The organism is Arthrospira sp. PCC 8006 (assembly GCF_046480465.1).
GTDB classification, from domain to species: domain Bacteria; phylum Cyanobacteriota; class Cyanobacteriia; order Cyanobacteriales; family Microcoleaceae; genus Limnospira; species Limnospira platensis.
In genome coordinates, this window is sequence record NZ_PKGG01000075.1 from 1 (window position 1) to 22437 (window position 22437).

19 protein-coding genes and 1 pseudogene are annotated in these 22437 nt (G+C 44.8%); 12 read left to right on the forward strand and 8 right to left on the reverse strand.

What is annotated here, in order from left to right; genetic code table 11:
* From B9T16_RS12930 to B9T16_RS12945, 4 genes are all read right to left on the reverse strand, one after another.
* A partial coding sequence (locus tag B9T16_RS12930) for a site-2 protease family protein (RefSeq protein WP_410244951.1) occupies window positions 1–1057 on the reverse strand: 1057 nt, incomplete at its 3' end.
* Window positions 1058–1158: 101 nt separating this feature from the next.
* Window positions 1159–2424, reverse strand: a complete 1266-nt coding sequence (locus B9T16_RS12935; RefSeq protein WP_410244952.1) for a glucosyl-3-phosphoglycerate synthase — start codon at window positions 2422–2424, stop codon at window positions 1159–1161.
* Between the two features lie 124 nt (window positions 2425–2548).
* Entirely contained in the window at window positions 2549–3532 is a 984-nt protein-coding gene (locus tag B9T16_RS12940) for a DUF6745 domain-containing protein (protein ID WP_410244953.1), read from the reverse strand.
* A gap of 5 nt (window positions 3533–3537) precedes the next feature.
* Window positions 3538–3858 carry a hypothetical protein gene (locus B9T16_RS12945; RefSeq protein WP_410244954.1) on the reverse strand — a complete coding sequence of 107 codons (321 nt, stop codon included), beginning with the start codon at window positions 3856–3858 and terminating at the stop codon, window positions 3538–3540.
* A 569-nt stretch (window positions 3859–4427) separates the two neighbouring features.
* On the opposite strand from B9T16_RS12945, the gene B9T16_RS12950 reads away from it, so the two are divergent.
* Window positions 4428–5471 carry a phosphotransferase gene (locus B9T16_RS12950; protein ID WP_317269293.1) on the forward strand — a complete coding sequence of 348 codons (1044 nt, stop codon included), beginning with the start codon at window positions 4428–4430 and terminating at the stop codon, window positions 5469–5471.
* Here the strand turns inward: B9T16_RS12950 and B9T16_RS12955 are convergent.
* A complete protein-coding gene (locus tag B9T16_RS12955; RefSeq protein ID WP_410244955.1) occupies window positions 5468–6019 on the reverse strand; it encodes a peroxiredoxin family protein in 552 nt (183 codons plus the stop codon). The two genes, B9T16_RS12950 and B9T16_RS12955, sit on opposite strands and share 4 nt — an antisense overlap.
* A gap of 376 nt (window positions 6020–6395) precedes the next feature.
* On the opposite strand from B9T16_RS12955, the gene B9T16_RS12960 reads away from it, so the two are divergent.
* From B9T16_RS12960 to cysH, 10 genes are all read left to right on the forward strand, one after another.
* Window positions 6396–8546 carry a hypothetical protein gene (locus tag B9T16_RS12960; RefSeq protein WP_410244956.1) on the forward strand — a complete coding sequence of 717 codons (2151 nt, stop codon included), beginning with the start codon at window positions 6396–6398 and terminating at the stop codon, window positions 8544–8546.
* Between the two features lie 13 nt (window positions 8547–8559).
* The gene (locus B9T16_RS12965; RefSeq protein ID WP_410244957.1) at window positions 8560–9603 is read left to right on the forward strand and encodes an AAA family ATPase; all 1044 of its coding nucleotides are present in this window, start codon (window positions 8560–8562) and stop codon (window positions 9601–9603) included.
* Window positions 9603–13979: an SAV_2336 N-terminal domain-related protein gene (locus B9T16_RS12970; protein ID WP_410244958.1), complete on the forward strand. Its 4377-nt coding sequence runs from the start codon at window positions 9603–9605 to the stop codon at window positions 13977–13979. Before B9T16_RS12965 ends, B9T16_RS12970 begins: the two co-directional genes overlap by 1 nt.
* 72 nt (window positions 13980–14051) lie before the next feature.
* On the forward strand, window positions 14052–14225 hold the full coding sequence (locus tag B9T16_RS12975) for a hypothetical protein (RefSeq protein WP_410244959.1): 174 nt from the start codon (window positions 14052–14054) through the stop codon (window positions 14223–14225).
* Window positions 14226–14483: 258 nt separating this feature from the next.
* On the forward strand, window positions 14484–15119 hold the full coding sequence (locus B9T16_RS12980) for a DUF488 family protein (protein WP_006617573.1): 636 nt from the start codon (window positions 14484–14486) through the stop codon (window positions 15117–15119).
* On the forward strand, window positions 15109–15564 hold the full coding sequence (locus tag B9T16_RS12985) for a DUF488 family protein (RefSeq protein WP_410244960.1): 456 nt from the start codon (window positions 15109–15111) through the stop codon (window positions 15562–15564). The genes B9T16_RS12980 and B9T16_RS12985 overlap by 11 nt, the downstream gene beginning before the upstream one ends.
* A 9-nt stretch (window positions 15565–15573) precedes the next feature.
* Entirely contained in the window at window positions 15574–16215 is a 642-nt protein-coding gene (locus tag B9T16_RS12990; RefSeq protein WP_014275766.1) for a dual OB domain-containing protein, read from the forward strand.
* A 310-nt stretch (window positions 16216–16525) separates the two neighbouring features.
* Window positions 16526–17101 carry an RNA-guided endonuclease InsQ/TnpB family protein gene (locus B9T16_RS12995; RefSeq protein ID WP_035737818.1) on the forward strand — a complete coding sequence of 192 codons (576 nt, stop codon included), beginning with the start codon at window positions 16526–16528 and terminating at the stop codon, window positions 17099–17101.
* Between the two features lie 51 nt (window positions 17102–17152).
* Complete coding sequence (locus tag B9T16_RS13000; RefSeq protein WP_014275768.1) at window positions 17153–17545, forward strand: RNA-guided endonuclease InsQ/TnpB family protein; 393 nt, start codon at window positions 17153–17155, stop codon at window positions 17543–17545.
* A gap of 642 nt (window positions 17546–18187) precedes the next feature.
* Complete coding sequence (gene cysH, locus B9T16_RS13005; RefSeq protein ID WP_410244961.1) at window positions 18188–19009, forward strand: phosphoadenosine phosphosulfate reductase; 822 nt, start codon at window positions 18188–18190, stop codon at window positions 19007–19009.
* A 272-nt stretch (window positions 19010–19281) separates the two neighbouring features.
* Here cysH and B9T16_RS13010 read toward each other — a convergent pair whose 3' ends face one another.
* Together B9T16_RS13010 and B9T16_RS13015 are read right to left on the reverse strand one after the other, a co-directional pair.
* Window positions 19282–19800: a heme-binding protein gene (locus B9T16_RS13010; protein WP_410244962.1), complete on the reverse strand. Its 519-nt coding sequence runs from the start codon at window positions 19798–19800 to the stop codon at window positions 19282–19284.
* Window positions 19801–19817: 17 nt separating this feature from the next.
* Window positions 19818–20777, reverse strand: a complete 960-nt coding sequence (locus tag B9T16_RS13015; protein ID WP_006617568.1) for a thermonuclease family protein — start codon at window positions 20775–20777, stop codon at window positions 19818–19820.
* A gap of 331 nt (window positions 20778–21108) precedes the next feature.
* Here B9T16_RS13015 and B9T16_RS13020 point away from each other — a divergent pair, with 331 nt between their 5' ends.
* Window positions 21109–22032 carry a MauE/DoxX family redox-associated membrane protein gene (locus B9T16_RS13020; protein WP_035737821.1) on the forward strand — a complete coding sequence of 308 codons (924 nt, stop codon included), beginning with the start codon at window positions 21109–21111 and terminating at the stop codon, window positions 22030–22032.
* On the opposite strand, the pseudogene B9T16_RS13025 reads toward B9T16_RS13020, so the two are convergent.
* A pseudogene (locus B9T16_RS13025) lies at window positions 22029–22437 on the reverse strand (phosphorylase); the annotation flags it as partial. The gene B9T16_RS13020 and the pseudogene B9T16_RS13025 overlap by 4 nt on opposite strands.

Genomic DNA, 22437 nt, shown 5'->3' on the forward strand with positions numbered 1-22437 from the left:
TAGTGGGAACTTGAAACAAACTACCTTGGTGAGAAAGTATCAATCCAAGCAATAGCATCAGTAGYGATAACAAACCGCCGGCGGCGGGTCCAGCGAGGGCGACATCAAATAAAACTTTCCGGTTAGGAAGTACAGACTCAAATCGGTTAAAAGCGCCAAAGGTGCCGATTTGTACAGTAGGAATGAAAAAGGGGAGGCTAAATTTAACCTGGTGGCGGTTGGCGATAACTTGATGGGCGATTTCATGGGCGGCGAGAACCGATCCTATACCGATCGCAATAGGTAAGACTTCCCCATAACGCCTAGGTTCACTAAAGAAGTCGAAGCCCAAAAGTAGACCCCCGGCTTGAAAAATGGTGGCGACTGTAATCACCAGTAAAACCAGGGCGAGGATTTTTTGGCCTCCTGTAGCGGGTTGGGGGTCATTGCTACTGGGAAGGACAATGACAACAGGTTTACCATCAGGATTTTCGATTAAAAATAAACGGAAGCGATCGCCCATTTTTTCTTGAAGGCTGCTGCTGAGACGACCATGGACTTCTTCCGGGTCACTGCGAAGGTTCCCCTTAAAAATGACTCCCTCTTGATAGGGGAAAGTTTCCGTGGCGAAAAAGGTATCAATGCCAAAAATACCTTGGATAACTTTTAGGTCTTCTGGGTTGATAGGTGTAGTGTCAGTTTTGGGAGTCTGCTGCTGTGGAGTTTCCGGGCTGGTGTCGCTGAGGTTAACTGCTTCTGGGGTAGGAGTTTCCGTCTCTTGAGGAACCTTGGGCTGGCTGTCCTCTAATTCTTCAGCCAGCGATCGCAGTTTTCGCCCCAAGTAAATGTAAATACCCGTGGCGGCGACGAATAACAGCAGAATGCTGACCAAGTTAATATAGATGCCAAAGGCTGTTAACCCAAAAAATAATAGCCAGGGTCCCATCAGAGATACTGACTGCAACCATGAGAGAATGCCAGCTTTTCCAAATGGTCTAGCGCGGTAGTATCCCCAAGCCAGAATCCCTAGGGAAATTAGTAAGATAAAAATTGTGGTGTTGTCCGATGCAATAAACATTCTCTTCCTTTTTGTCGAGTCCCAAAAATCAGGCGATCGCGTCTTTTAGTTCCTGTTAATACAATAACTGTTCTGAGAAACTTACTCAAACCCACAAAAACCTAATTGGGTTCCAAGTCACCAGGGGGCGAAGGTTCACCGGAGTTATTTTTGGTAAGTTCCCTCGCTTGTACCATATCCCGGCGGGTGGCTTCCCGTAGCTGTTCCCGCAGGGCTGGCATCACTGCTAACGCCCTAGTCCAGTCAGGAATTTGCGCCCCCGCTGGGTTGCGGAAATATTCATCCCCGGCTTCTGCGATCACCTGTTCAAAGATTTCCACAGTCATTTCTTCTTGGTGGCGATCGTAGTGTAGATTATTAAATCGGGCATCAAGGAAATATTGCCTGGTGTAGTCTTGTGCTTCTCGGCGAAACTTGACCCGCAAGGTATGGATTTGTTCCCGGCTAATGGTCACTCTTTCCGTTTCTACTAGGGTTCTGAGAATTGAACGGAAAATATCCCGGCACATCTTCCGCAGGCCTTCATTGCTGGATCTTCCTAGGCTTTGATGTTTATGGTCAAAAATCCCTAAGTCGATTTGGGCGATACGTTTATCGGCAACATTGCGGTAAACTTCTGCTAATAACCCGATTTCTAACCCCCAGTTACCCGGAATGCGAGTATTCAGGGCCAGGTCATCGGTCAGGGCAAATTCTCCCGACAGGGGATAACGATAGGCGCTAAGATACCGGAGGTAATTGTTATAACCAAATATATCCATCATTGCTGTCAGTAGGGGTGTCACAAACAGACGCACTACCCGACCATGAAAACCTAGGGGTTCCCCTCCTATACGGGCGTAGTAGGCTTTATTGAAAGCCAAGCCTAGGTCCTTCTCCACTAAGGGAAATAACAATTTCAGGGGATAGGATTTATCATAGGTGGTAATATCTGCATCATGGAGAGCGATCGCTTCCGCTTGCAGGGATGCTAAACCCAATCCTAACCACACGGCTTGACCTTTACCCTTAAAACTCAATAAATCTAGCCCCTTTTCCCTTAATTTGTTCAAAAGTTGAGTCACGCGGGGTCCATTTTCCCAAATTACTAGAGTCCGTTGGGGCATAATTTCAAAAAATTCAACCGTTTTAGCATATTGTTCTAGGGTGGTTGCTCGTACACATACTACAACAGTTCTGACAAATTCACAGTCTTTTAAGCAATCGCGAATTTGAGTCAATGCCGGTCTTTCTAGTTCTTCATACAAGGCAGGAATTAGGACTGCTGTTGGGGAAATTTCACTGAGTTGGGTTAAGCGACCTTCCAATAATTCTAGGTCGCAGCCAAAGTCGTGGATTGTGGTAATTAATTCTTGTTTATAATCCATAAAAAAACACCCAACTCTCAAACCATTAGATCCTACAATTGTAGAATAGATGGTAACATTTGTATCTCGATATTGCTAGAATTTATGAAGACATTTTGCGGAGACCAGAATAATTAAATATTGTTTAAGTTTCCACTGCAAATTCTTCCGGGTCAATCCCCCAGTTCACCCACCTAATCGCCGCCCTAGCTGAGGTCATATCTGGGGGGACTCGCAGGACATGAATTGATTTGGTACTCGCACAGGTCATTTTTAATAACAAAATCGGCTCGTTTTCTTGAGAGTTATCAATTTTTAATAATGTATATTCCCGCCAATTATCTAATTCTATCGAATCGAGTTCTTGGCAAATTCTGCCATAACCTATACCCTGAATTAACACCCTTCTAATTTCCGCATTTGGTTCCGTTAATAACCATTGTGATTGCCATTGATGGGGGTGCAGTTTCCCGTATGTTTCCGGTAGCATTACCCCATGATTAAAGTAGCAGCGAAATCCATCGGAAAATTCAATAGCCCCTTGTCCTTCGGCGTGGAGGCGATCGCTTTCATCCACACTATGACGGATTAACTCAACCCCCGCCAAATAATCTTCTCGGAAAATCCAACCGTGATGGGCGTAGACCTGATAACCGTCCTCAAATACCATAGCCGGTTTAGCGATCGCGTGCAAGCGAGACCTGTTATCTGTTAACCTCCTGAAAGAATGAGGCTGATTAGCTTTTTCCTTAGCCGAGGCGATCGCCCGCCCAAATATTTCCGATTCTAAAGGTTTTTGTAAAAACTGACAATAACGATAAAAATATTTCGGTATATGTCCATCAATTTCACTAAGTTTTTGCGCCATCAATACCAAAGGAATTTGCTGCAAATCTCTCTGGCTTTGAATTTGCCAAAATAGCTGCATACCACTAACTTTAGGCAACATCCAATCCAACATAATCAGCGAAAAACTTGCCCCCTCAGCCGCTAAAATATCCCTAGCCGCTTGACCATCACGCGCCTCCACAACCTCCCCAGTCATGGAGTTAAGTAATTCATCTTTAATCAGACATCTCATCACTCTACTGTCATCAATAAGCAGAATTTTCTCCTTAGTCACATTCATAGCTTTTAATCAACTACCTGCCGCCATCCCCTCGGTTCATACTCCCGTTGAATAGTTACTAGCCAGTCTCCCTTGGGAATAGTAATAGGCTGGTGTTCCTCATGGGTGAGTATAGCCGTTTGGGAATAAACCCGTAAGCAGAGATTTATACCCCACTGATAAAGTTCAGCTTCCCCCTGTGTAATGCGGTGAGTATGTCCCGTGACTTCCCCTCTGGCTAATACTAAATCACAACGCTTTTCTACAGACATCAAACTCAGATCAGGTAAGTCCTGGGTAGCTTGTAGAATTACGTCTCCCTGTCGCATTGATTTGATTGGTTTCATGTTCAAGTAATTGGGTAGGCTTTAGCACATAATTATCAAAAAAACTGTAATCAATGTTACCAAAATTTAATATAGTTGCCAAGTGAGCAGCCATAAATGGGAGATTTTGTTCAAATCAGACTTGCCAAAAAGCTCGATTTGTAGTATAGCCTGGTAGAATTGTCTAACTATCAATTATATCAGTTTTTGGGAAAAATACCAAGAAATAATTAAGAATTATTTACCGGGAAAATTATCTGACAAAAAAATATAAAAAATGTCATTTTTATCTTACAATTTGAGGCTAGAAGAAATATGATAATAAATCAAATGGTGTGATCGATTGGTGGTTCAACGTCGCCATAGCTTGTCATTTATACCAAAAAGGTTTGATAATTTTTGATGGTAGAAATAATCAGATAGTTTAGGGAATCAGGCGAGGAATCAGCCAATTGAACCAAAAAAAGGAAGTAGTCAATACAGATGCTACCAAAAACTGAGGGAAACCCTTGTGAAGCTAAAGCGATCGCATCTGTGTCCGACGAGAGAAGCCGTCAACACTAATAATCAAACTTTGGAGGTATAAAGCCATGATTGCCGTTAGTCGCACCAGAAGCAAAAGGTCGAGATTAAGCCTAGCGACTACAGAAGAGACATTCCCCGTCAGTTACTCAACCTTAGCCTGTGAGGCCTTAGTTTCCAAGGTACTGCCCCAGTATAGACTCGAAGCAGTCCAGAGTTGTGAATTTTGGCATCGAGGCTTGAGTGATATATATGTAATCGAAACATCGATCAGATCCTATATTCTCAGGGTGTCCCATCATCATTGGCGGTCTAGGTCAGAAACCGAATTCGAGTTAGACCTGTTGGACTTTCTGCGGAAACGAGATATTCCCGTTTCCCACCCGTTAAGGACTTGGGAGAATCAACTGTTGGTAGAAATTAATGCACCGGAGGGGAAACGATATGCAGCGCTGTTCACTTACGCATCAGGACAAATTCCCCTAGGAGACTTAAACCCTAGCCAGAGTCGCCAACTAGGTCAAACTGTCGCCCGTCTTCATCAGGTTTCTCGTCACTTCCATACAGACCATTACCGATCGCCCCTAACCTTAGAATACCTCTTAGATCGTTCCGTAGAAGCGATCGCCCCCTTCCTACAATTGCGATCGTCAGACCTATCAGACTTACATAATACAGCAGAGACAATCCGGGCTAAATTAGCTGATTTCCCCAAAAACGCTGACCTATGGGGAATTTGTTGGGGAGACCCCCACAGTGGAAACGCCCATTTTACCCACTCAGGGGAGATCACCCTATTCGACTTTGATCAATGTGGCTATGGTTGGCGGATTTTTGACATTGCCAAATTTTTACAAGTTTCCCTACAAGCCGGGTTAGGACGTAGTAGCCGAGAGGCTTTTATACAAGGATATCAAGAGATTTACCCCCTAACTGACTGGGAAAAATATACCTTACCCGCCTTCACCCAAGTGGCTCAAATTTGGTCCTGGGCGATTAGCTTACAAAGCGCCAAAATGTACGACTACAGCCGCTTAAATCATGGTTATTTTTCCCGTTACCTACAACAGCTCAAACGCTTAGAATCCAAAGATTGGCAGCCTAGTTTTTAATTAGCCAGTTCGTCCAGAATACTAAGTAGTTTAGGGACTGTCGCATTGGGTTCAAGAAACGAAAATAAATGGCGATATTGTAAGATTCCCTCACGGTCTAAAACAAATTGAGCCGGAAGAGGTGCGCCCAAGGCTTGACCTACATGATACAGTCGGAAAATACCACAGCTAGAATCACTTAACAATGGCATTTTTAGGCCTAAATCTTTAACCACGGTCTGGCTTTGTGCTGTGTCTGTACTGGTAATCATCAATATTTCAGCGCCACGCTCCACAAAAGCCCCATAATTTTCATTGAGAGCTTTTATGTGGGGGTAGCATAGGGGACAATACTGCTTTTCCGTAAAAATTCGCGTAAACGCCAGAATAACAGGCGTATTACCTCGGTATTCAGACAGACGCACTTTCCCATTATTCGTGATGTCTGGTAATTCAAAGTCTGGGGTCTTTTTCCCCAGGTGTAAGGTCCCAGCAGCCGGAATGGGTAAAAAGTTTCGGAAAAATCTTTGATTCAGTAACCCACTAAAGTCATTGGAAGTTAGCATCATCTTATATATAGTCTGCTTGATTACCTATCAATGTAGTTCATAATTATGTTAACTTTTGTAACAAAATATTAAGAAATGTTACGAAAATTTTTTTCTGGGGGGGTTCCTTGCTTTTTTGGTACACCTGGGCTATACTTTTAGATAATGGAAATATTGCCAAAATTTTATTTATTGCAAACAATCCAATTATGAAACTGTATATAAAAATATTACCATGACTTCGCAGCACTTGTCAACCCTAGCGGCACAATAATTCCCAGACAGCAGCAGAGGGTTAATCGGGTGGAGTCAAAAATCCCAGAAAACGATGACCCCAGACATCAGATTTCTAGGCGGTTTCTGCTAAAATCAGTCCATGAGTTAGACGGAGCAGGATATGGCGGTCAAAAATACCCTATATCGGCTAGGAGTATTTGGGTCCCTCTATGTGGCAGCCTGCACATTCCCCCCAGCCCTGGGTGTAGTGGGGTTACTCTCGAACCCAGAGGCTCAAGAGTTGTTAGGGGAAACTTGCAAGGCGATCGCATCAGTTGTAGCCGGAAACGTTGCGAATGAGCTAGGGGATGCTACCACGGGACATCCTGGCGTTTCTTTAAAAAACCACGATTTAATTCAAGCGGTTGGGAAAGCGATCGCCGCCGTTATTACCCATAAAGCCGTCCCTGAGTTTAAGCAAGACAGCAAAACCTGCAAGAATCTCCTAAAAATTGCCGAAATAACCCCTCAAAAATGGGTGAGTTTATGGAGTAGTTGGCTAAATGAAGAGACAGGAGAATCGGAAAGATATCCAGAAATCAGTGAGGGAAAAATGCCAGATATCCTGATTCCAAAGGGTGATAAAATCCTGGAACTGGAAGATTGGCAAGATATTTTTGCTAGACTGAATATGGCAGCCTGTCCCGGTGGAGGATTTAAATTTCCTGATGGAGTTTTTGCCACAGTTTCCCAACTGCTTTATGATGAATTTCCCCAAGCCTTCCGTCAGACTCTCAAGGAAGACTTTGCAGAAGATGGTAAAGCCTTCGCGGGTTTGATGTTGGATTTATTGACCGGGTTGCGGATTGATTTAGCCCGGTTAAGTAAGCATCAAGACAGTCATTTTCAAAGTGTTTTAAGTCAATTACTGAAACTCAAAAATGACGGCGAAGCGAGTCAAGCCTATCAGATTCAAGAGTTTTCCAAAATCCCAAAATATTTTGATGACTTACAGCGTAAACTTGAGGGAAACCAAGAACAACAAAGCCAGACCCTGCGAGAGATTTCTGCAAGGCTTGAGTCAAGTTATCGCAGTATTCGAGACATTTTACAAACCATTCCCTTGCAGCTTGAAGAACTTCAAGCAGGCGTTGACCAAGCCAATCAAGGGATTGAAGAAATCAAAACCCTCTTAAAATCATCGACAATCCTACCCATTCCGGGGATGTTTGGGGATGGAAAACCTGTTGATTTTGAAGCAATATTACAACAAATTTTTGAGATATTGCAGGAGAGTGGTTATGGGAAAGATGTCGTAGAATTTGCCCAGACCGCATTACCATCCGATGCTATTGTAGGGGATAATTTTTATCCCTCTGAACTCAGCAGTTTGACCCAAATTTTACGGTATCAATGCTTAGATAAATTCTTAAACCTATTAGAAAATAAGACATCCCAGAGAGAACCTGATAATTTACCGCAGCCATTAGAGTCTTATGTGCTGGTTACTGTGGAGTCCCAAAAGAAGTCTGAGCAAGTCATCGTCAACGCTTGGCTAGTTGAGGATAATTTTTTAATTCAAAATGACCCCAATGCCGCATTTAAACCGCTGTTAGATGAAGTTGGGGAAGATGGGTTAACTTGTACGCAGGCGGAGATTCAGATATGGTTAAATAAATCCCTGAGAAAAGCCTTAAAGTTGTTGAGAGGAAAGCGGTATCATTTAACTATTGAAGTGTTTTTGCCCAAAGAGTTTCTCAGTAGTGAAGTTGACCAGTGGCAATTAGAATTTGACCCCGTTGATAGTGAAACTTGTTGGGGAATGAGGTATGGACTGAGAGTGCGATCGCTCGAACGATTAAATCTCAATTATCTTGACAATTATCTCAATCAGTGGTATGAAAACTGGGGGAAAGTCAGCCAGATTTTAGACCAACATCCCCTTTTAGAAAGTTTTGAGAGCCTAGAAGACCTCCACAGCTTAAACTCTAGGCAACTGCCCCACCAATTAAACCAGAAAATTGGCTTAAAGCTGACTTGTCCCACCGCCTCTGAGCAGTTCGAGGTTTTAGTCAAAGCCATTTTGCAAGCAGCAACACCGATCGCCCTTTGGCCTCGATGCCCTAATCCCAATGCCAACTATGCTGAGAGTATCAATCAACTCCTCACCTGTCGCCCTTTGCGTCAGTTAAGCGAGTCAGTCCGAGAACTCCGATCCGCCTCCCAAGGAAATAGCCCCGACCATCTCGGATGTCACTTGGGGTTTCTCTGGGAAGATCCTTATCGTCTCACCCCTGAGATGATGATTGAACTGATGCAACCGGGAGAATAACCCACCTAACCCTATGAACACCTGGAAAATCTTTCAAGGAAATCGTGACCCCCATGATGGGATTGAGAAATTGCCACCACCTCCGAGTTGGCGACAGTTTACTGGAGTAGAAGAGAGTCTGGTGGAAGAAATCGCCACCCGCTGGAACAATTTTTTGCAGACCTTAGACTCGGAAACTCGCGACCAGAAACGGGGGAAAAGCTTTCGGATTCATAGCCCTGAAAACCAGGAGCAAAACCGGGTTGTTAATATGGTCAATGCCGCCTTATATCTGAGGCGACCCCTGTTAGTAACTGGGAAACCGGGAACGGGGAAAACCTCCTTAGCCTATGCTGTGGCTTACGAACTGAAACTCGGCCCGGTGTTACCGTGGTATATTACCGCTCGTTCCAGCTTGCAAGATGGACTCTATCGTTATGATGCGATCGCCCGTCTCCAGGACGTTCAAATGGGCGATAAAAGTAAAGATATCGGTCGTTACATCACCCTCGGGCCATTAGGAACCGCCCTCTTACCCGCTCATCGTCCCAGAGTCTTACTCATCGACGAAATTGATAAAAGTGATATCAACCTCCCCAACGACCTCCTCAACCTGTTTGAAGAAGGGGAATTCACCATTCCCGAACTCGCCCGAATTAGCCCAGAGCAGAATCAAGTAGAAGTCACCACCGCCGATGGTATCCCAGTTCCCGTCCAAGATGGAAAAATCCGCTGTTGTAACTTTCCCTTGATTATCCTCACCAACAATGGAGAACGAGATTTTCCCCCAGCCTTTCTCCGGCGTTGTTTAAGACTCCCTATGCCCTATCAACCCGATTCTACCGCCTTAAAAGAGATTGTCGAAGCGCATTTAGGAGAAGATAGCCTCACCCAAGACCCCGCCAAAATTAATCAACTTATCGAGCAGTTTATCAAGCGCCGCAGCCAGGGCGACCTCGCTACCGACCAACTCTTAAACGCCATTTACATGGTGACGCGAGAGTTAAAACCGGAAGTCAGCGACGAGAAAGACCTGGTAGACATTTTAATGAAGTACCTTAACAGTTCCGAGGACTAATGAATCCCGATTTGGTTCAAGCCTTACAACAGGAATTTCAACTCTCCGCCAAAGACATTGCGGATATCTTTTGGCTGGCTTCCCACATTGACCAATATTCTGAATCTGTAACTCCMCCAGAGGAAACCAGTGCTTCATCCTCGGCTGAACCCAGTTCGGACAGCAGCAGTTCATCCCAACCGCCCAGAGAACCAGGCACTCAAACCCCTACCCCCGAGGATTCCGCCACAACCCCTCACGAGAATCTCCCAGAAAACCAACCCCCTGCCCCTGTTTCCCCAGCAACCCCCCAACCGCCCCAAGCCGAAATTGTCCCCAAACCGGAACCGAGTCAAACCGCCGCTGGTGGAGGGGGTTTACCGATTCGACTTGCCGATGCTCCCTCACTTCGGGAACCTCTGACCTTAGCCAGAGCTTTAAAACCCCTGATGCGTCGAGTTTCTGGGGGACGAGATTGGGTGATTGATGAAGTTGCCACCAGCGAACAAATTGCCAGCCAAGGGATTTGGCTTCCGGTGTTAAGACCTCGCCTAGAACCTTGGTTAGACTTAGATTTAGTGATTGAGGATTGCCTCTCCATGTTGCTGTGGCGGCATACCCTCCGAGACTTAGAAAAACTCCTCAAGAACTATGGAATTTTCCGAGATGTGCGAGTTTGGAGTTTACTCACGGATAACCCCGAAGCGGTGAAAATTCGCCGGGGGATAGGGGCAACCGCGAAACATCAAGCCCCGCGCAGTCCCAAGGAATTAATCGACCCCACTGGGCGACGATTAGTGATTCTGGTGAGTGATTGTGTGTCGAAAGTGTGGCGAGAGGGGAAAATGACTCCCATTTTAGACCTTTGGGCGAAACGGGGGTCGATGGCAATTTTGCAGATGCTGCCTGAATGGATGTGGAAAAGAAGCGGTTTAGGTTGGGAGGCGTTAGTGGGGTTACAGGGACTCAATCCCGGAGATTGGAATCAGAACTTAAAAGTTGATGAATTCCCGTTGTGGTGGGATGAGGAAGTGACTCATCAGGTGGTGAAGGTGCCAATTTTTACCTTAGAACCGGAATCCGTAGGGAATTGGGCGCGATTAGTGGCGGGAAAGGGTAAAGTTTGGGCAGCCGGATATTTATTTAAGTATGCAGAACATCAAAGACGGAGGAAAAGGCCCAATTCTGGCGGCGAATTGACTGCGGAAAAGCGGGTAAACGGATTTCGGGCGACGGCTTCTCGGGTAGCGCGAAAATTAGCGGGGTTGTTGGCGGCGGCTCCTGTGATTACTTTACCTGTTGTGCGTTTGATTCAGGAAACTTTGTTAAAAGAGTCGTTGCAGGTGAATGTGGCGGAAGTGTTTTTGGGCGGGTTATTGAAGCCGATATCCGAGATTGATATGGAGACTGACCCGGAGTTGGTTCAATATGATTTTATGCCGGGAGTCCGGGAGTTATTGTTAGAGTCAATGCCGGTGGATGAGATGGTGAGTGTGATTGATGAGGTTTCTGGTCATGTGGCGGAGAAATTGGGCTTTGCGAACGTAAAAGAGTTTGGGGCGATTTTGAGAAATCCGCAACAGTTAGGGGAAGGGGAAGTTCAGGGAAATGCGATCGCTTTTGCGCGGGTAACGGCTCAGATTTTAAGGTCATTGGGAGGAGCATATATAGGGTTTGCGGAACAGTTGGAATCTCACCCTGTGGTTGAGGCACAGCCAACGCAAACCCAAGAGCAGGAGCCTGAAGAAAATCAGCAAACGGCATTAACACAATTTTGGCTGCAACTGTTGCAAGCGGAAAGGGAGGGGGATACAGCACCAGTACATCAGGTGATGCGGGAAAATATGGAGTTGATTGTTCCTGACTTAGGGGATGTGATTGCCCAGTTTGTGCAGGGATTTCTGGAGCAGAATCCTGACCAAGCAGAAGAGATAGCCCGGTTAGTAGAAAATACCTGCATCAGTATTCAAGAATTCCCAGAGGGTCGGTATGCTGAAGTGTTAGAAATTACTATTCGCGGCTATGATGTGCTGCTGGCACTAGGGGCTGATAATCCGGCAAAACGGGCGGGAACCCTGATGAATCTAGGTAATGTTTACCGGAATCAGGCGGAATTGTTGGGCATTGACCCCATTGTAAATCTGGAGAAAGCGATCGCTGCCTACGATGAAGCAGCAGCCATTCGGCGGCGGTTGGGGTTAGACAAAGACCTCTCAGTAACTCTGACCAACCTAAGAAATGCCCTAGGGATGTTAGGAGATATACAAAGGAAGTGGGGTCGCTGGGAGGCGGCGGAGACACTCTACCGGCAATGTTTGGAAGTGATGACCGAATTGGGAGACCAGCCCGGGATGGCAAACACTTGGGGAAGTTTGGGAGATATCGAGAAACTTCGCGGCAACTGGTATGAGGCGGAGCATCTGTATCGGCAATGTTTGGAAGTGATGACTGAATTGGGCGATCGCTCGGGCATGGCAAGCTGTTGGGGACAGTTGGGAGATATCTACAGAAATCGCGGCAACTGGGATGAGGCGGAGCGTCTGTATCGGCAATCTTTGGAATTGAGAACCGAATTGGGCGATCGCTTAGGCATGGGCATCAGTTACAATTCTCTGGCATTTGTCCATCGGCAATTAAATAAAATTCCCGAAGCCATTGCCGCCTGGAGAGCGGGTTTAGCCATTTGTTCCCCAGACAGATTCCCCTTAGAAGCCTTGGAACTCGGTCGCAATTTGGGCAATATTGCCTTTGACCTCCAAAACTGGGAAACCACCATCGAAGGCTACAACCAAGCCATCCTTGCCATCGAAGAAAGCCGCTACTGGGCCACCTCCGAAAAAAACAAACGAGAACTTATCGCCAACTGCCTCGATATCTATGAAAACATGGTGCAAGCCTGCATCAACAACCAAGACTACCCCCAAGCCTTGCTCACCGTCGAACGCAGTAAATCCCGCACCCTCCTCGAACTCCTCGACAGCGCCAACCTCTACCCCAAAAACGCCACCAACGCACAAAAACAACGCATCAGCGACCTGCGCCGTCAAATCGCCATCTACCAACAACAACTCGCCTACACCTCCACTACCGAAAACAACCTCAACCAACCCTCACCGGAAACCCTCATCCGCCAACAACTCCAAGCCGCTAACCAGCAATTGCAAGCCCTGCTCACGGAACTCGACGACCCCAACTTTAACCTCACCCAAAAAGTCAGCCCCCACCTCCCGGACTTGCGCCGCCTCCTGCCGCCCCAAACCGCCCTCATTGAGTGGTATCTCCCCAGCGAAGCGGAATCCGGATTTTACGCCTTCCTCGTCACTCGCCGCCGAGACCAGCAAATCCAGATTACTCCCCACCACTTCAGCGCCGAAGACCGCAAACACCTCGACCAAGCCCTCCAGGACTACCTCAGCGACTACGGAAAACCCACCTGGCATTGGCAACTCCCCCAACGCCTGGAAACCCTCAGCGCCGCCCTGCAACTCCCCCGCCTTCTGGCTGAATTATCCCAAATTCAACACCTCATCATGATTCCCCACCGGGAACTGCACCTCATTCCCCTCCACGCTCTCCCCGTCTCTCTCCCCTCGCCTTCTGGGAGTGAAACCAAACCCCTGCAAGACTGGTTCCCGGTGCAATATGCCCCCAGTTGTCAAATTCTCAACTACCTCCAAAACCTTCCCCCCGTCAACCGGGAAATAGCCCCCTTCTTCGCCATTCAAAACCCGACAGAAGACCTCGACTCTGCCGATTTAGGGGTGAAACTGTTGTGCCGAAAATTTAGCCCCCATCAAGTCTTGCGCCATGACCAAGCCCGACTGGCTAATTTAACTGAACCCGACACCCAAACCTTTCTTGAGCAGAGTCACTCGGTCCACTTTGCCTGTCACGGTGAATTTGACGATCGCAACCCCCTCAACGCCTATCTGAGACTGGCGAATGGGGAAAAGCTGACCTTTGTGGATATTGTTACCAGTCTTAGTCTTCCAGTGTGTCGCCTCCTGGTTCTCTGTTCTAGCCAAACGGGCTTGGTGGAAACTTCCCTCACGGATGACTATGTGGGATTATCCAGTGCCTTTTTATTGACCGGAGCGCGAACGGTGGTCGCCAGTCTCTGGAATGTGGATGAACTGGCGGCGACTCTGGTGWCCCTGCGCCTCTATCAAATTTTACCGGATTATCCCTCGGTGACAGTTGCCCTGCAAGCTGCTCAAACCTGGTTACGGGGGTTATCTTGTGATGATGTTCTTGACTGGCTCAAACATGAGTTCAAAGCGACGGAGGAAGAGTTGGAAGAAGTGGAAGACCGTTTGAGTTTATTTTTTGATGACCCGCCCTTTGAGTCTCCTTACTACTGGGCGGCGTTTGTGGCGATCGCCGGCCCGTCGGGATAATTATAGCGCTGCGCGTTGGCGTAGTTACAGGTTATGATTAGGTCAGTTGATCAAAATATCAGAAAACCGCTGATGGCAGTATGTGCTACGCACAGGCGATCGCCTATAATAAAACCGGGAAAATACATTCAATTATCCCAAATGAAAGATGGGGAGAAGTTTAAGGAATTTGTGGCTGTAAATGGCGATCGCCTCCCAGAAGATAACACCCAAGCCATTGGTATTTTGCCTCTAGTTCTCCGTTAATCCCCTAAGCGATCGCTTTTCCCTGGGAAGCTAATCGGGGGGATAATTGGCCTATGGCATAGGGGTTATGGCCTATGGCGATCGTAGTTGTGCTGAGTTGCCGTTGTCTGATTAATACTTAGATATCTCTCCTATAGCTGATCTGGAAACTGGTTAAGATTGACAAGCCAAGCAGGTCTGTACTACCATAATAATGAGGGTTCATAGACAATGAACGCCAAATAAAATAGTATGACTAGGTAGCAACAGAGGATCAGTATGGAGTTATTCAGTATCGGTCACTCTAATCATGAGATAGATGCTTTCATCTCCCTACTCCAAAAGCATCGAGTAACCGCTGTTGCTGATGTACGTTCACATCCCTACAGCCGATTCTTGTCACATTTCAATCGCTCATCCCTACAAGAGTTTCTCGCTCAACAAGGAATTCAATATGTTTTTCTGGGACGGGAACTGGGTGCAAGACCTAGTAACCCCGACTGCTATATCAATGGTAAAGCAGTATATGAAAGAATTGCTCTTACAGATGCTTTTCACCAAGGAATTAAGCGACTTCATAAAGGTTTGAAAAAACATAAGATTTCGCTGATGTGTGCTGAACAAGATCCATTAACCTGTCACCGAGCCATCTTGGTCTGTCAGCACTTACGGGATTTTGATATCCCTATAAATCACATCCTAAAGAATGGGGATTTAGAATCTCATGAGCATTTGGAAGATAGAATGCTTGTTAAGCATGGTTTTAGGGATTTTGGCGATGCACAAGAAGTTCAGCTTTCCCTATTTTCCCCAAAGAGTTTACCAACAAGAGAAGAATGCTTGAGCCAAGCTTATCAACTTCAGGGGGATGAGATTGCTTATGTAGAAAAGGAAAATAAGACCCATGAAAACTAAGAAAAATCAGGTGGATTTATTCACCATAGGTTTCACTCAAAAAAGCGCACAAATTTTCTTTGAAACTCTTAAAAAAGCAGGTGTTAAGAAAGTTATAGACACTCGTTTAAATAATGTATCTCAATTAGCTGGATTCGCCAAAAGAGCAGACTTAGAGTATTTCTTGAAAACTATCGACGATATTGATTATGTGCATATTTTAGACTTGGCTCCCACCAAAGATATTCTTGATGAGTATAAAAAGAAAAAGGGAGATTGGTCGATATATGAGCAGAAATTTTTAAAGCTGATGGCGGATCGTGAAATCGAAAAAAAGCTGTCCCCAGATTTAGCTCATGGAGCTTGTTTGCTTTGCAGTGAGGCTAAACCTCATAACTGTCATCGTCGCTTAGTTGCGGAATACTTAAACCAAAAATGGGGAAATATAAACATTCATCACCTATAAGTGGTAAGGATGATGTCAAAGTTAATTTGTCTTGCTAATTCTCGGAAGCACAATGACCGTTGTATTGCTGGGATAGAAATATCTACAGGGAAATGGGTTCGTCCTGTGACTAGCTTCGATGATGGTCGCATTCCGGTAAATATGTCTCAGATTAATGGAAGGCTTATCCAACCACTAGATATTGTTGATATACCTCTAAGTGATACAGGAAATGGATATGAATGTGAGAATAGACTGATTTTAAGGGGTTCCTGGAAGCACGTTGGCAGAGTTAGCCCTACGGACGTAGTTTGTTATTGTGATGATGAAATTATTCATAGTCATCGTCATGATTGGCTGAATGCTATCCCCTATTCATACATATCTTCATTGCCTCGCCATCAAAGACGTACATTACAAATAGTCAAGGTTGACGGGTTTGAAACTTGGCGCAATAATTACGGCAAATGGAAAGGGGAAATTCCTTTACAGGGCGGTCACAGCTTAGTCTTGAACGTGACTGATCCAGAGCTTTGTACTAAACTAGACAATGACTATATTTTAAGTCCTGAATGTCTGGTGGTTCTTAGCCTTTCTCAACCTTGGAAAAAGCCGAATTCTGATGATGAACTTCTATGTTACAGGCTAGTGGTTGCTGTTCTGGAGCTGTAAATAAACCCGCCCCGGCAAAAACCAACTTTTTCCTCGCAGACAACATAGCCCAAGTCCGATGGACTCAGGCTATGCTTTGATAATATAGGCCAGCGATTTTATAAAAGGGGTGCTGGCGGTTTACTAAAGTAGTTAATTCTCATCAAACCATGAGATTGTGAAGATCTTGTGGAGGAAATCAAGAAATTTTCACCAAAATTTTGGCTATGGATCTGACGAAAATCACACGGGATGCCCGCAAGCCCTCGTCTTTCAAGGGAGGGTTAGGGCGACTCGCGGGTTTTAACCCGCGTTTATTTTTTAGGCTATAATGGCTGATACCAGCGCGTACAGTGTCAAAATGTTGGTGATCGAATACAAAGTCAAACCCAAGCCACATCAAGTCGAAGCCATTGATGAAGCAATACGGACAGCACAGTTTGTCGGCAATAAGGTGCTTCGTTATTGGATGGACAATCGTGGCATAGGTAAGGTTGACTTATTTCGATGCAACACAGCACTGCGGAAGGTGTTTGATTTGGTCAAAGATTTAAACTATCATGCTTGTCAAACGGCAGTTGAAAGAGTTCTCGGTGCGATTACTCGTTTTTACGAGAATTGCCAAAACCAGGTCAAGGGGAAGAAGGGGTATCCAAGATTCAAAAAACATTCTCGTTCGGTAGAATATAAAGTCTCTGGATGGAAACTATCAGACAATAAACCGCAGATCACTTTTACCGACAAAAAAGGTATTGGTAAGCTCAAGCTGATAGGCTCTAGGGATATTAATTACTATCAGCCTGAACAGATTAAGCGAGTGAGGATTATTAGACAAGCAGATGGATATTATGTTCAATTCTCCATCAAATTAGATCCTAGAGATACCATAACCCCTTTAACTCCTTAGGCCCAAAAACATTTAAGAGTAAGCAGACAGCGAGAAGAGTTTGTCAAAAGCGTGGCACTCCGTTTAGTCCAATCTAACGGTTTGGTAGTTTGTGAAGACTTGAATGTTCGAGGTATGGTTAGAAATCATCGTTTAGCCAAGTCGATAACCGATGCAGGATGGGCTACTTTTAAACGATGGCTAGGGTATTTTGGGGATAAGTATGGCAAATTGGTTATTGCTGTTCCACCCCATAATACTTCTCAGAATTGTTCTAATTGTGACCAAAGGGCAGAAAAGTCGTTATCTACTCGCACTCATGTCTGCCCTCATTGCAGATATACAGACTTCCGTGATAGAAACGCTGCTTTAAACATATTGCCAAAAGGATTAAGTATGGTGGGGCGCACCAAATCTCAAGCTTCAGAGATTTGCCCTCTAGTTTGGTTGGAGAAATCCTGCTAAATTATGGCAAGTCTATGAATGAAGAATCCCCGTCTATTTAGAGCGGGGAGCGTCAAAACAAGGGTAGTTGCTCAGGGAATTTTTGGGTAAGATTTGTTTGGGTTATGCCTAAACCCGCTGTGGGGACTGCGGATAAGTCATCATACCGGACGATTGATTCTGTGGGTTGCACCACGGCTACTGCTGGAAGTTTTAAGATCTCAACACGCTGAAAGCTCGGTGGCTTGGTAGCCCCGTCTCTTTAACGGGGAGGAAAAGCGACAGGCGTGCTTACGCCAGCGGGTGCTATGGTATCATATAACTGCCTTCTCTAAGACCCGAATGAAAGGGGCTTAACATCCCGTGAGGGCAGACTTGCATAATGCAGAAATGTCGGTAGCAAAGTGGTTTCATCGGCGAGAGGCAAAAGGGACATCGAAAAAAAGTAAAGGGAAGCCTTATGGTTACCTATAGGGGCGCTTTGACTACGCCTGTGAGAACTTTTGGTTCATTCCCGAATCTCCGTTGCTTTAGCGTGGAGAGAGTCAAATATTCACAAGAAGGATGGTTATTCGTATGCCAACTAAGTGCTGCCCCTCGTTTACTCCGGCAGCCAGCCCAGCTGAATACAGCTATGGCGGGGGTCTCTAGGAGGGAAAAAAGATGACGAATTTGAGTCTAATTAATTCCAACGGACAATCTGCATCTATCCCGTCAGACCAAAACGGGTGCTGTGACGATCGCACTTTAGAGCAACTGGATCTCGATAGCATTAACGATCGCCTCACAAATGCTAATGCTACTGATATTGTGACATGGGCTGCGGACACTTTTGGCTCAGGGTTGTTGATGAGTACCAGTTTCGGCATCCAATCGGCGGTGATGCTACATCTAGTTACCCAGGTAGTTCCAGATATTCCGGTGATTTGGGTCGATACGGGTTATCTTCCCCTTGAAACTTACCGCTTTGCTGAAGAATTGACTAAGCGCCTCCAACTCAATCTGAAAGTTTATCAATCTTCCATGTCTCCGGCTAGGATGGAAGCCCTTTATGGTCGTCTGTGGGACCACAATGATCTCGAAGCCTTTAACCGCTATGACCAAATCCGCAAGGTTGAACCTATGCAACGGGCTTTAAATGAACTTGGGGCTACGGCTTGGTTGGCGGGACTTAGGGCTGATCAGACCGCACACCGCAAAACTTTACGTTGTATTGATTACCAATCGGGTCGTTATAAGGTTTACCCGATTCTCAATTGGCATTCCCGCGATGTCTATAAATATCTAACCGCCCACGACCTCCCCTATCATCCCTATTTCGACCTGGGTTACACTACTGTTGGTGATTGGCATTCCAGTCGCCCAGTGATGGATAGTGATGAAAGCGATCGTGATACCCGGTTCCGGGGACTTAAACAAGAGTGTGGCTTACACCTTCCCAAAAGCGACGAAGAAGCCAAGAGTTTGGATTCTAGTTCCCTGTAACATGGTCTCGCCTATTATGGTGACACCCAGGGCGATTCCCCGGCTTCCGTCTATAATAATTATGTTAACTTTATGTTAACTTTTGTAACAAAAAATTAAGAAATGTTGCGAATTTTTTTGAGAGGTCGCTCCTTGATTTCTGATTCGTTTGGTGGTATCATTTAAATAATGGGAATATATACATTTTTTTATTCGGATACAGATTTCAATTATATAAAAAGTATATGTCAATATCTTATCATGAGTCTCTAAAACTTGTCAACCCTCAGCGGTTAACGAGGGGTAATGGGAATTTGTACTTCACTATATTTTAAATAAGGGGGAGTCATAGGGGAATTATAAAACAAGCGTCTTGGGGGTCCAAAAATTTGATATTCTGGATGTTGTTGTAGCCAGTCTTTCAATTTATCCAAATGTATTTGGTAGCTTTCCCAAGTATAAGGACCTTGAATCCCAATGCTAACTACCATCATTTCTGGGGTATCTGTGACGGTGACATCAGCATCAACAGTTTGGGGATTAATTTCGGGTTGAGAGTATAAAAAAGAGACATCCGCCGCTGATGTTTCTTCCCAGGAACCCTCCTGTAAATATCGCGCCTCGACGGGGGTTGTCATGGCGATATTATTAGTGCTAATATGTTGGAATAGGGGGTTAAATGCCATGCAGGTGGCGACGGTTAAATCTCCCTGGTGGCGATAGGTAACAGCCCGATAATGGGGGTATTTTTTAACTTCAATAGTTCCAATGTCTGTAGGTTCTGGGAACCCTTTGGGTAAATCGGCTGGCATTTTGATTAACTCCTAGATTAAACAATTATCTGTGATTGTACATGATCAGGTTCCTCAAGTGTTATCAATTGCTGTAAGTGATGTGGTGTGGGACAAAAATCTGATAATTGCTGTGGGTGATTTATGGTGATTTCGGGTTTGTCTCGATACATAATAACTCGACCGCTAATATAAACATATCCTCGCCCCAGACCAGCATAGCGACGATTGATTAATCGGACAATGGGTGCATTTTTCTCGCTTTTGGCTTCTGGTATCCATAACTTGATAATATGGTCTTTTGAGCCGGTATGAATTAAGGCGCTATTACCAATCCATTTGGTGATACCATCTTGTAAATCACAAAATATAGTAATCCATTGTTTACTAGCGGCGGCGGCTAGAATTTCGGGATAGTCAAAACGGACAGAAAGAACTCCGGCTGTTTTTCCATGATGGCGATAATCTTGAATAATACCATCCCTTAATGACCACCAACAGTTTAAGAGTTCATAATCACGAAAGGGCTTATTTTGAGGTAAATTGCGATCCCAAATAATGCGATTATGGGCTTGAGCGATCGCTTCTGCTTCCATCATTTGGCGGTGATAAAATTGCGATCGCCCATATTTAATATAATAGGGACTCCAACCTTCTTGAATTAATCGCAAGTTATAATGATCATCGCCTTTATGAACATAGCAAATCAAGCGACCATAGGTATCTCGGTATTTGTCTAAACAGACTTCTAAGGAATCATCACTATCAAATTCCAAATCCACTTTAGTTAATGTTCCATCAGCTTCTGTGAAGTATTTTTTAGCCATTGCTGAAGCCTCTATTCCGGTTTGCGTGACCGGTTTGGAACCTTTAGCAAATGATTCCTCAGTATCAACACAATGCAATCGCAGAGGTTCTCGGCGACCATTTAGCAAGACTTTGATAGTATCTCCATCTACAATTTTAGTAACTTGTAGGTTGTTAATTCTAGTTCCCACTTTTCTATAACTATACTGGTAATTGACAACATTCTTCGATAATTTCAGCTAAAAGTGCCATAATCAGGTAGCAGGATTGGGAGTCTGTTTCCCTCAAAAAGAAGCAAGCGATCGCCTCAGTCCTGGATACCGAAATGAGGTAAAGCTACTATTGAAGATAAACAATGATATCATGAATATGGGAAGGTTAAATCTCCAACAATGCCAAGTTTGATCAGATAATTGTCAGATGTCCTTTCCTTAGTCTAGGTTTCCCCTAGTCCCTAGTTTACTCGGGGATGACCTGTAGGAAGCTAAACTCCTGTGATTAATGCTTAACCATCATTTAACTATGATATCCCTAACATTAGCTAATTTTGGTATTGTATTTGTGGGAAGTGTATTTTTACTAACAGCGATCGCCAAAATTATTGAGCCCTGGAAATTCGCCCAACACATCGCCCAATTGAGGCTATTTAATTCTCGGTTAATTGAACCGATAACTATAACTTTTATAGCCGTAGAAGCCACCATAGGAAGCGCGTTAATTTTCGGGGCGACACCCGCCATGATCATCCCGTTGAGTATTATAATTTTAATCAGTCTTTCGGTGTTAACTTATTGGAGTACATCGACGGGAAAAACGGAAGATTGTGGCTGTTATAATGGCTGGCTAAAAATCACCCCTAATCAAAGTTTACTGTTGAATTTACTGTATATTATTTGCCTAGGTGTGGGTTTAATTGGTAACTATAACGAAGGGACTATTTTATGGCGGTGGATGATAGTTATAGCCACGTTTTTAATTAGCTATGCAGCCGCCTCCGCTTCCCTAGAGTATTTAGATAATCATGGCTATCCACTAATTGATTTAGCGCCGATTCAAGCCAACAGACCTTGGCAAAATCAATGGTTAGGGGAAGCGGTAAATTTAGACCTAAGTTTGGGTGCAAAATTAATCGTTTTTATGAGTCCCCGCTGTCCTCAGTGTAAGGACTGGTTACAGGTGTTAAAAATTGTCCATGATTGCCACGAATTGCCTGATGTTTTAGGGGTTGTGGCGTTTACTAATTATGATGAAATGCGGTGGTTTGTTGATAGTCATCAACTCAATTTTTCGGTGGTCGCTTTAGATAGCGTAGCATACGATCGCCTAAAAATTGATACTGTCCCCACCGCTGTAATAGTGGAAGATGGCATCATCCGAGAAAAATGGGTGGCGGGAATGCCTGCATCATTTGTTCAACGCATTAAACAGGCGCTATCTGTGGGTTAAATAGGGAAAGCCACAGACTTGAGAATGGTTAAAGGTTGTTGTTGCTTGAGTTGTGCCAATTGTGCATCATTGCCAACCAGTAGCGCCCCCGCAAACCCCAAAGAATTAACGGATATGTTGTGAAAATTTTCTTGCGATCGCGGTATAATTAACAGCCAATTTCGAGTCGCCAATAAGTTATAAGGTGTGGCGGGTTTCCCATTATCATTAATTGAGATTTTGAGTAAATCCAATGATTTTAAATACTCTGCCAAAGTGACTTGGGCGGCTAATTTATAATCAGTGACTAAACCGGGTTCAAATAATGATAAAGTATGGCGAAACTCAAAGGGGGGTATTTTACCAATTGAAMCAGAAAAAATACTAGATGCGATCGCCTGTGCAATGGGCATATTTAAGACATTA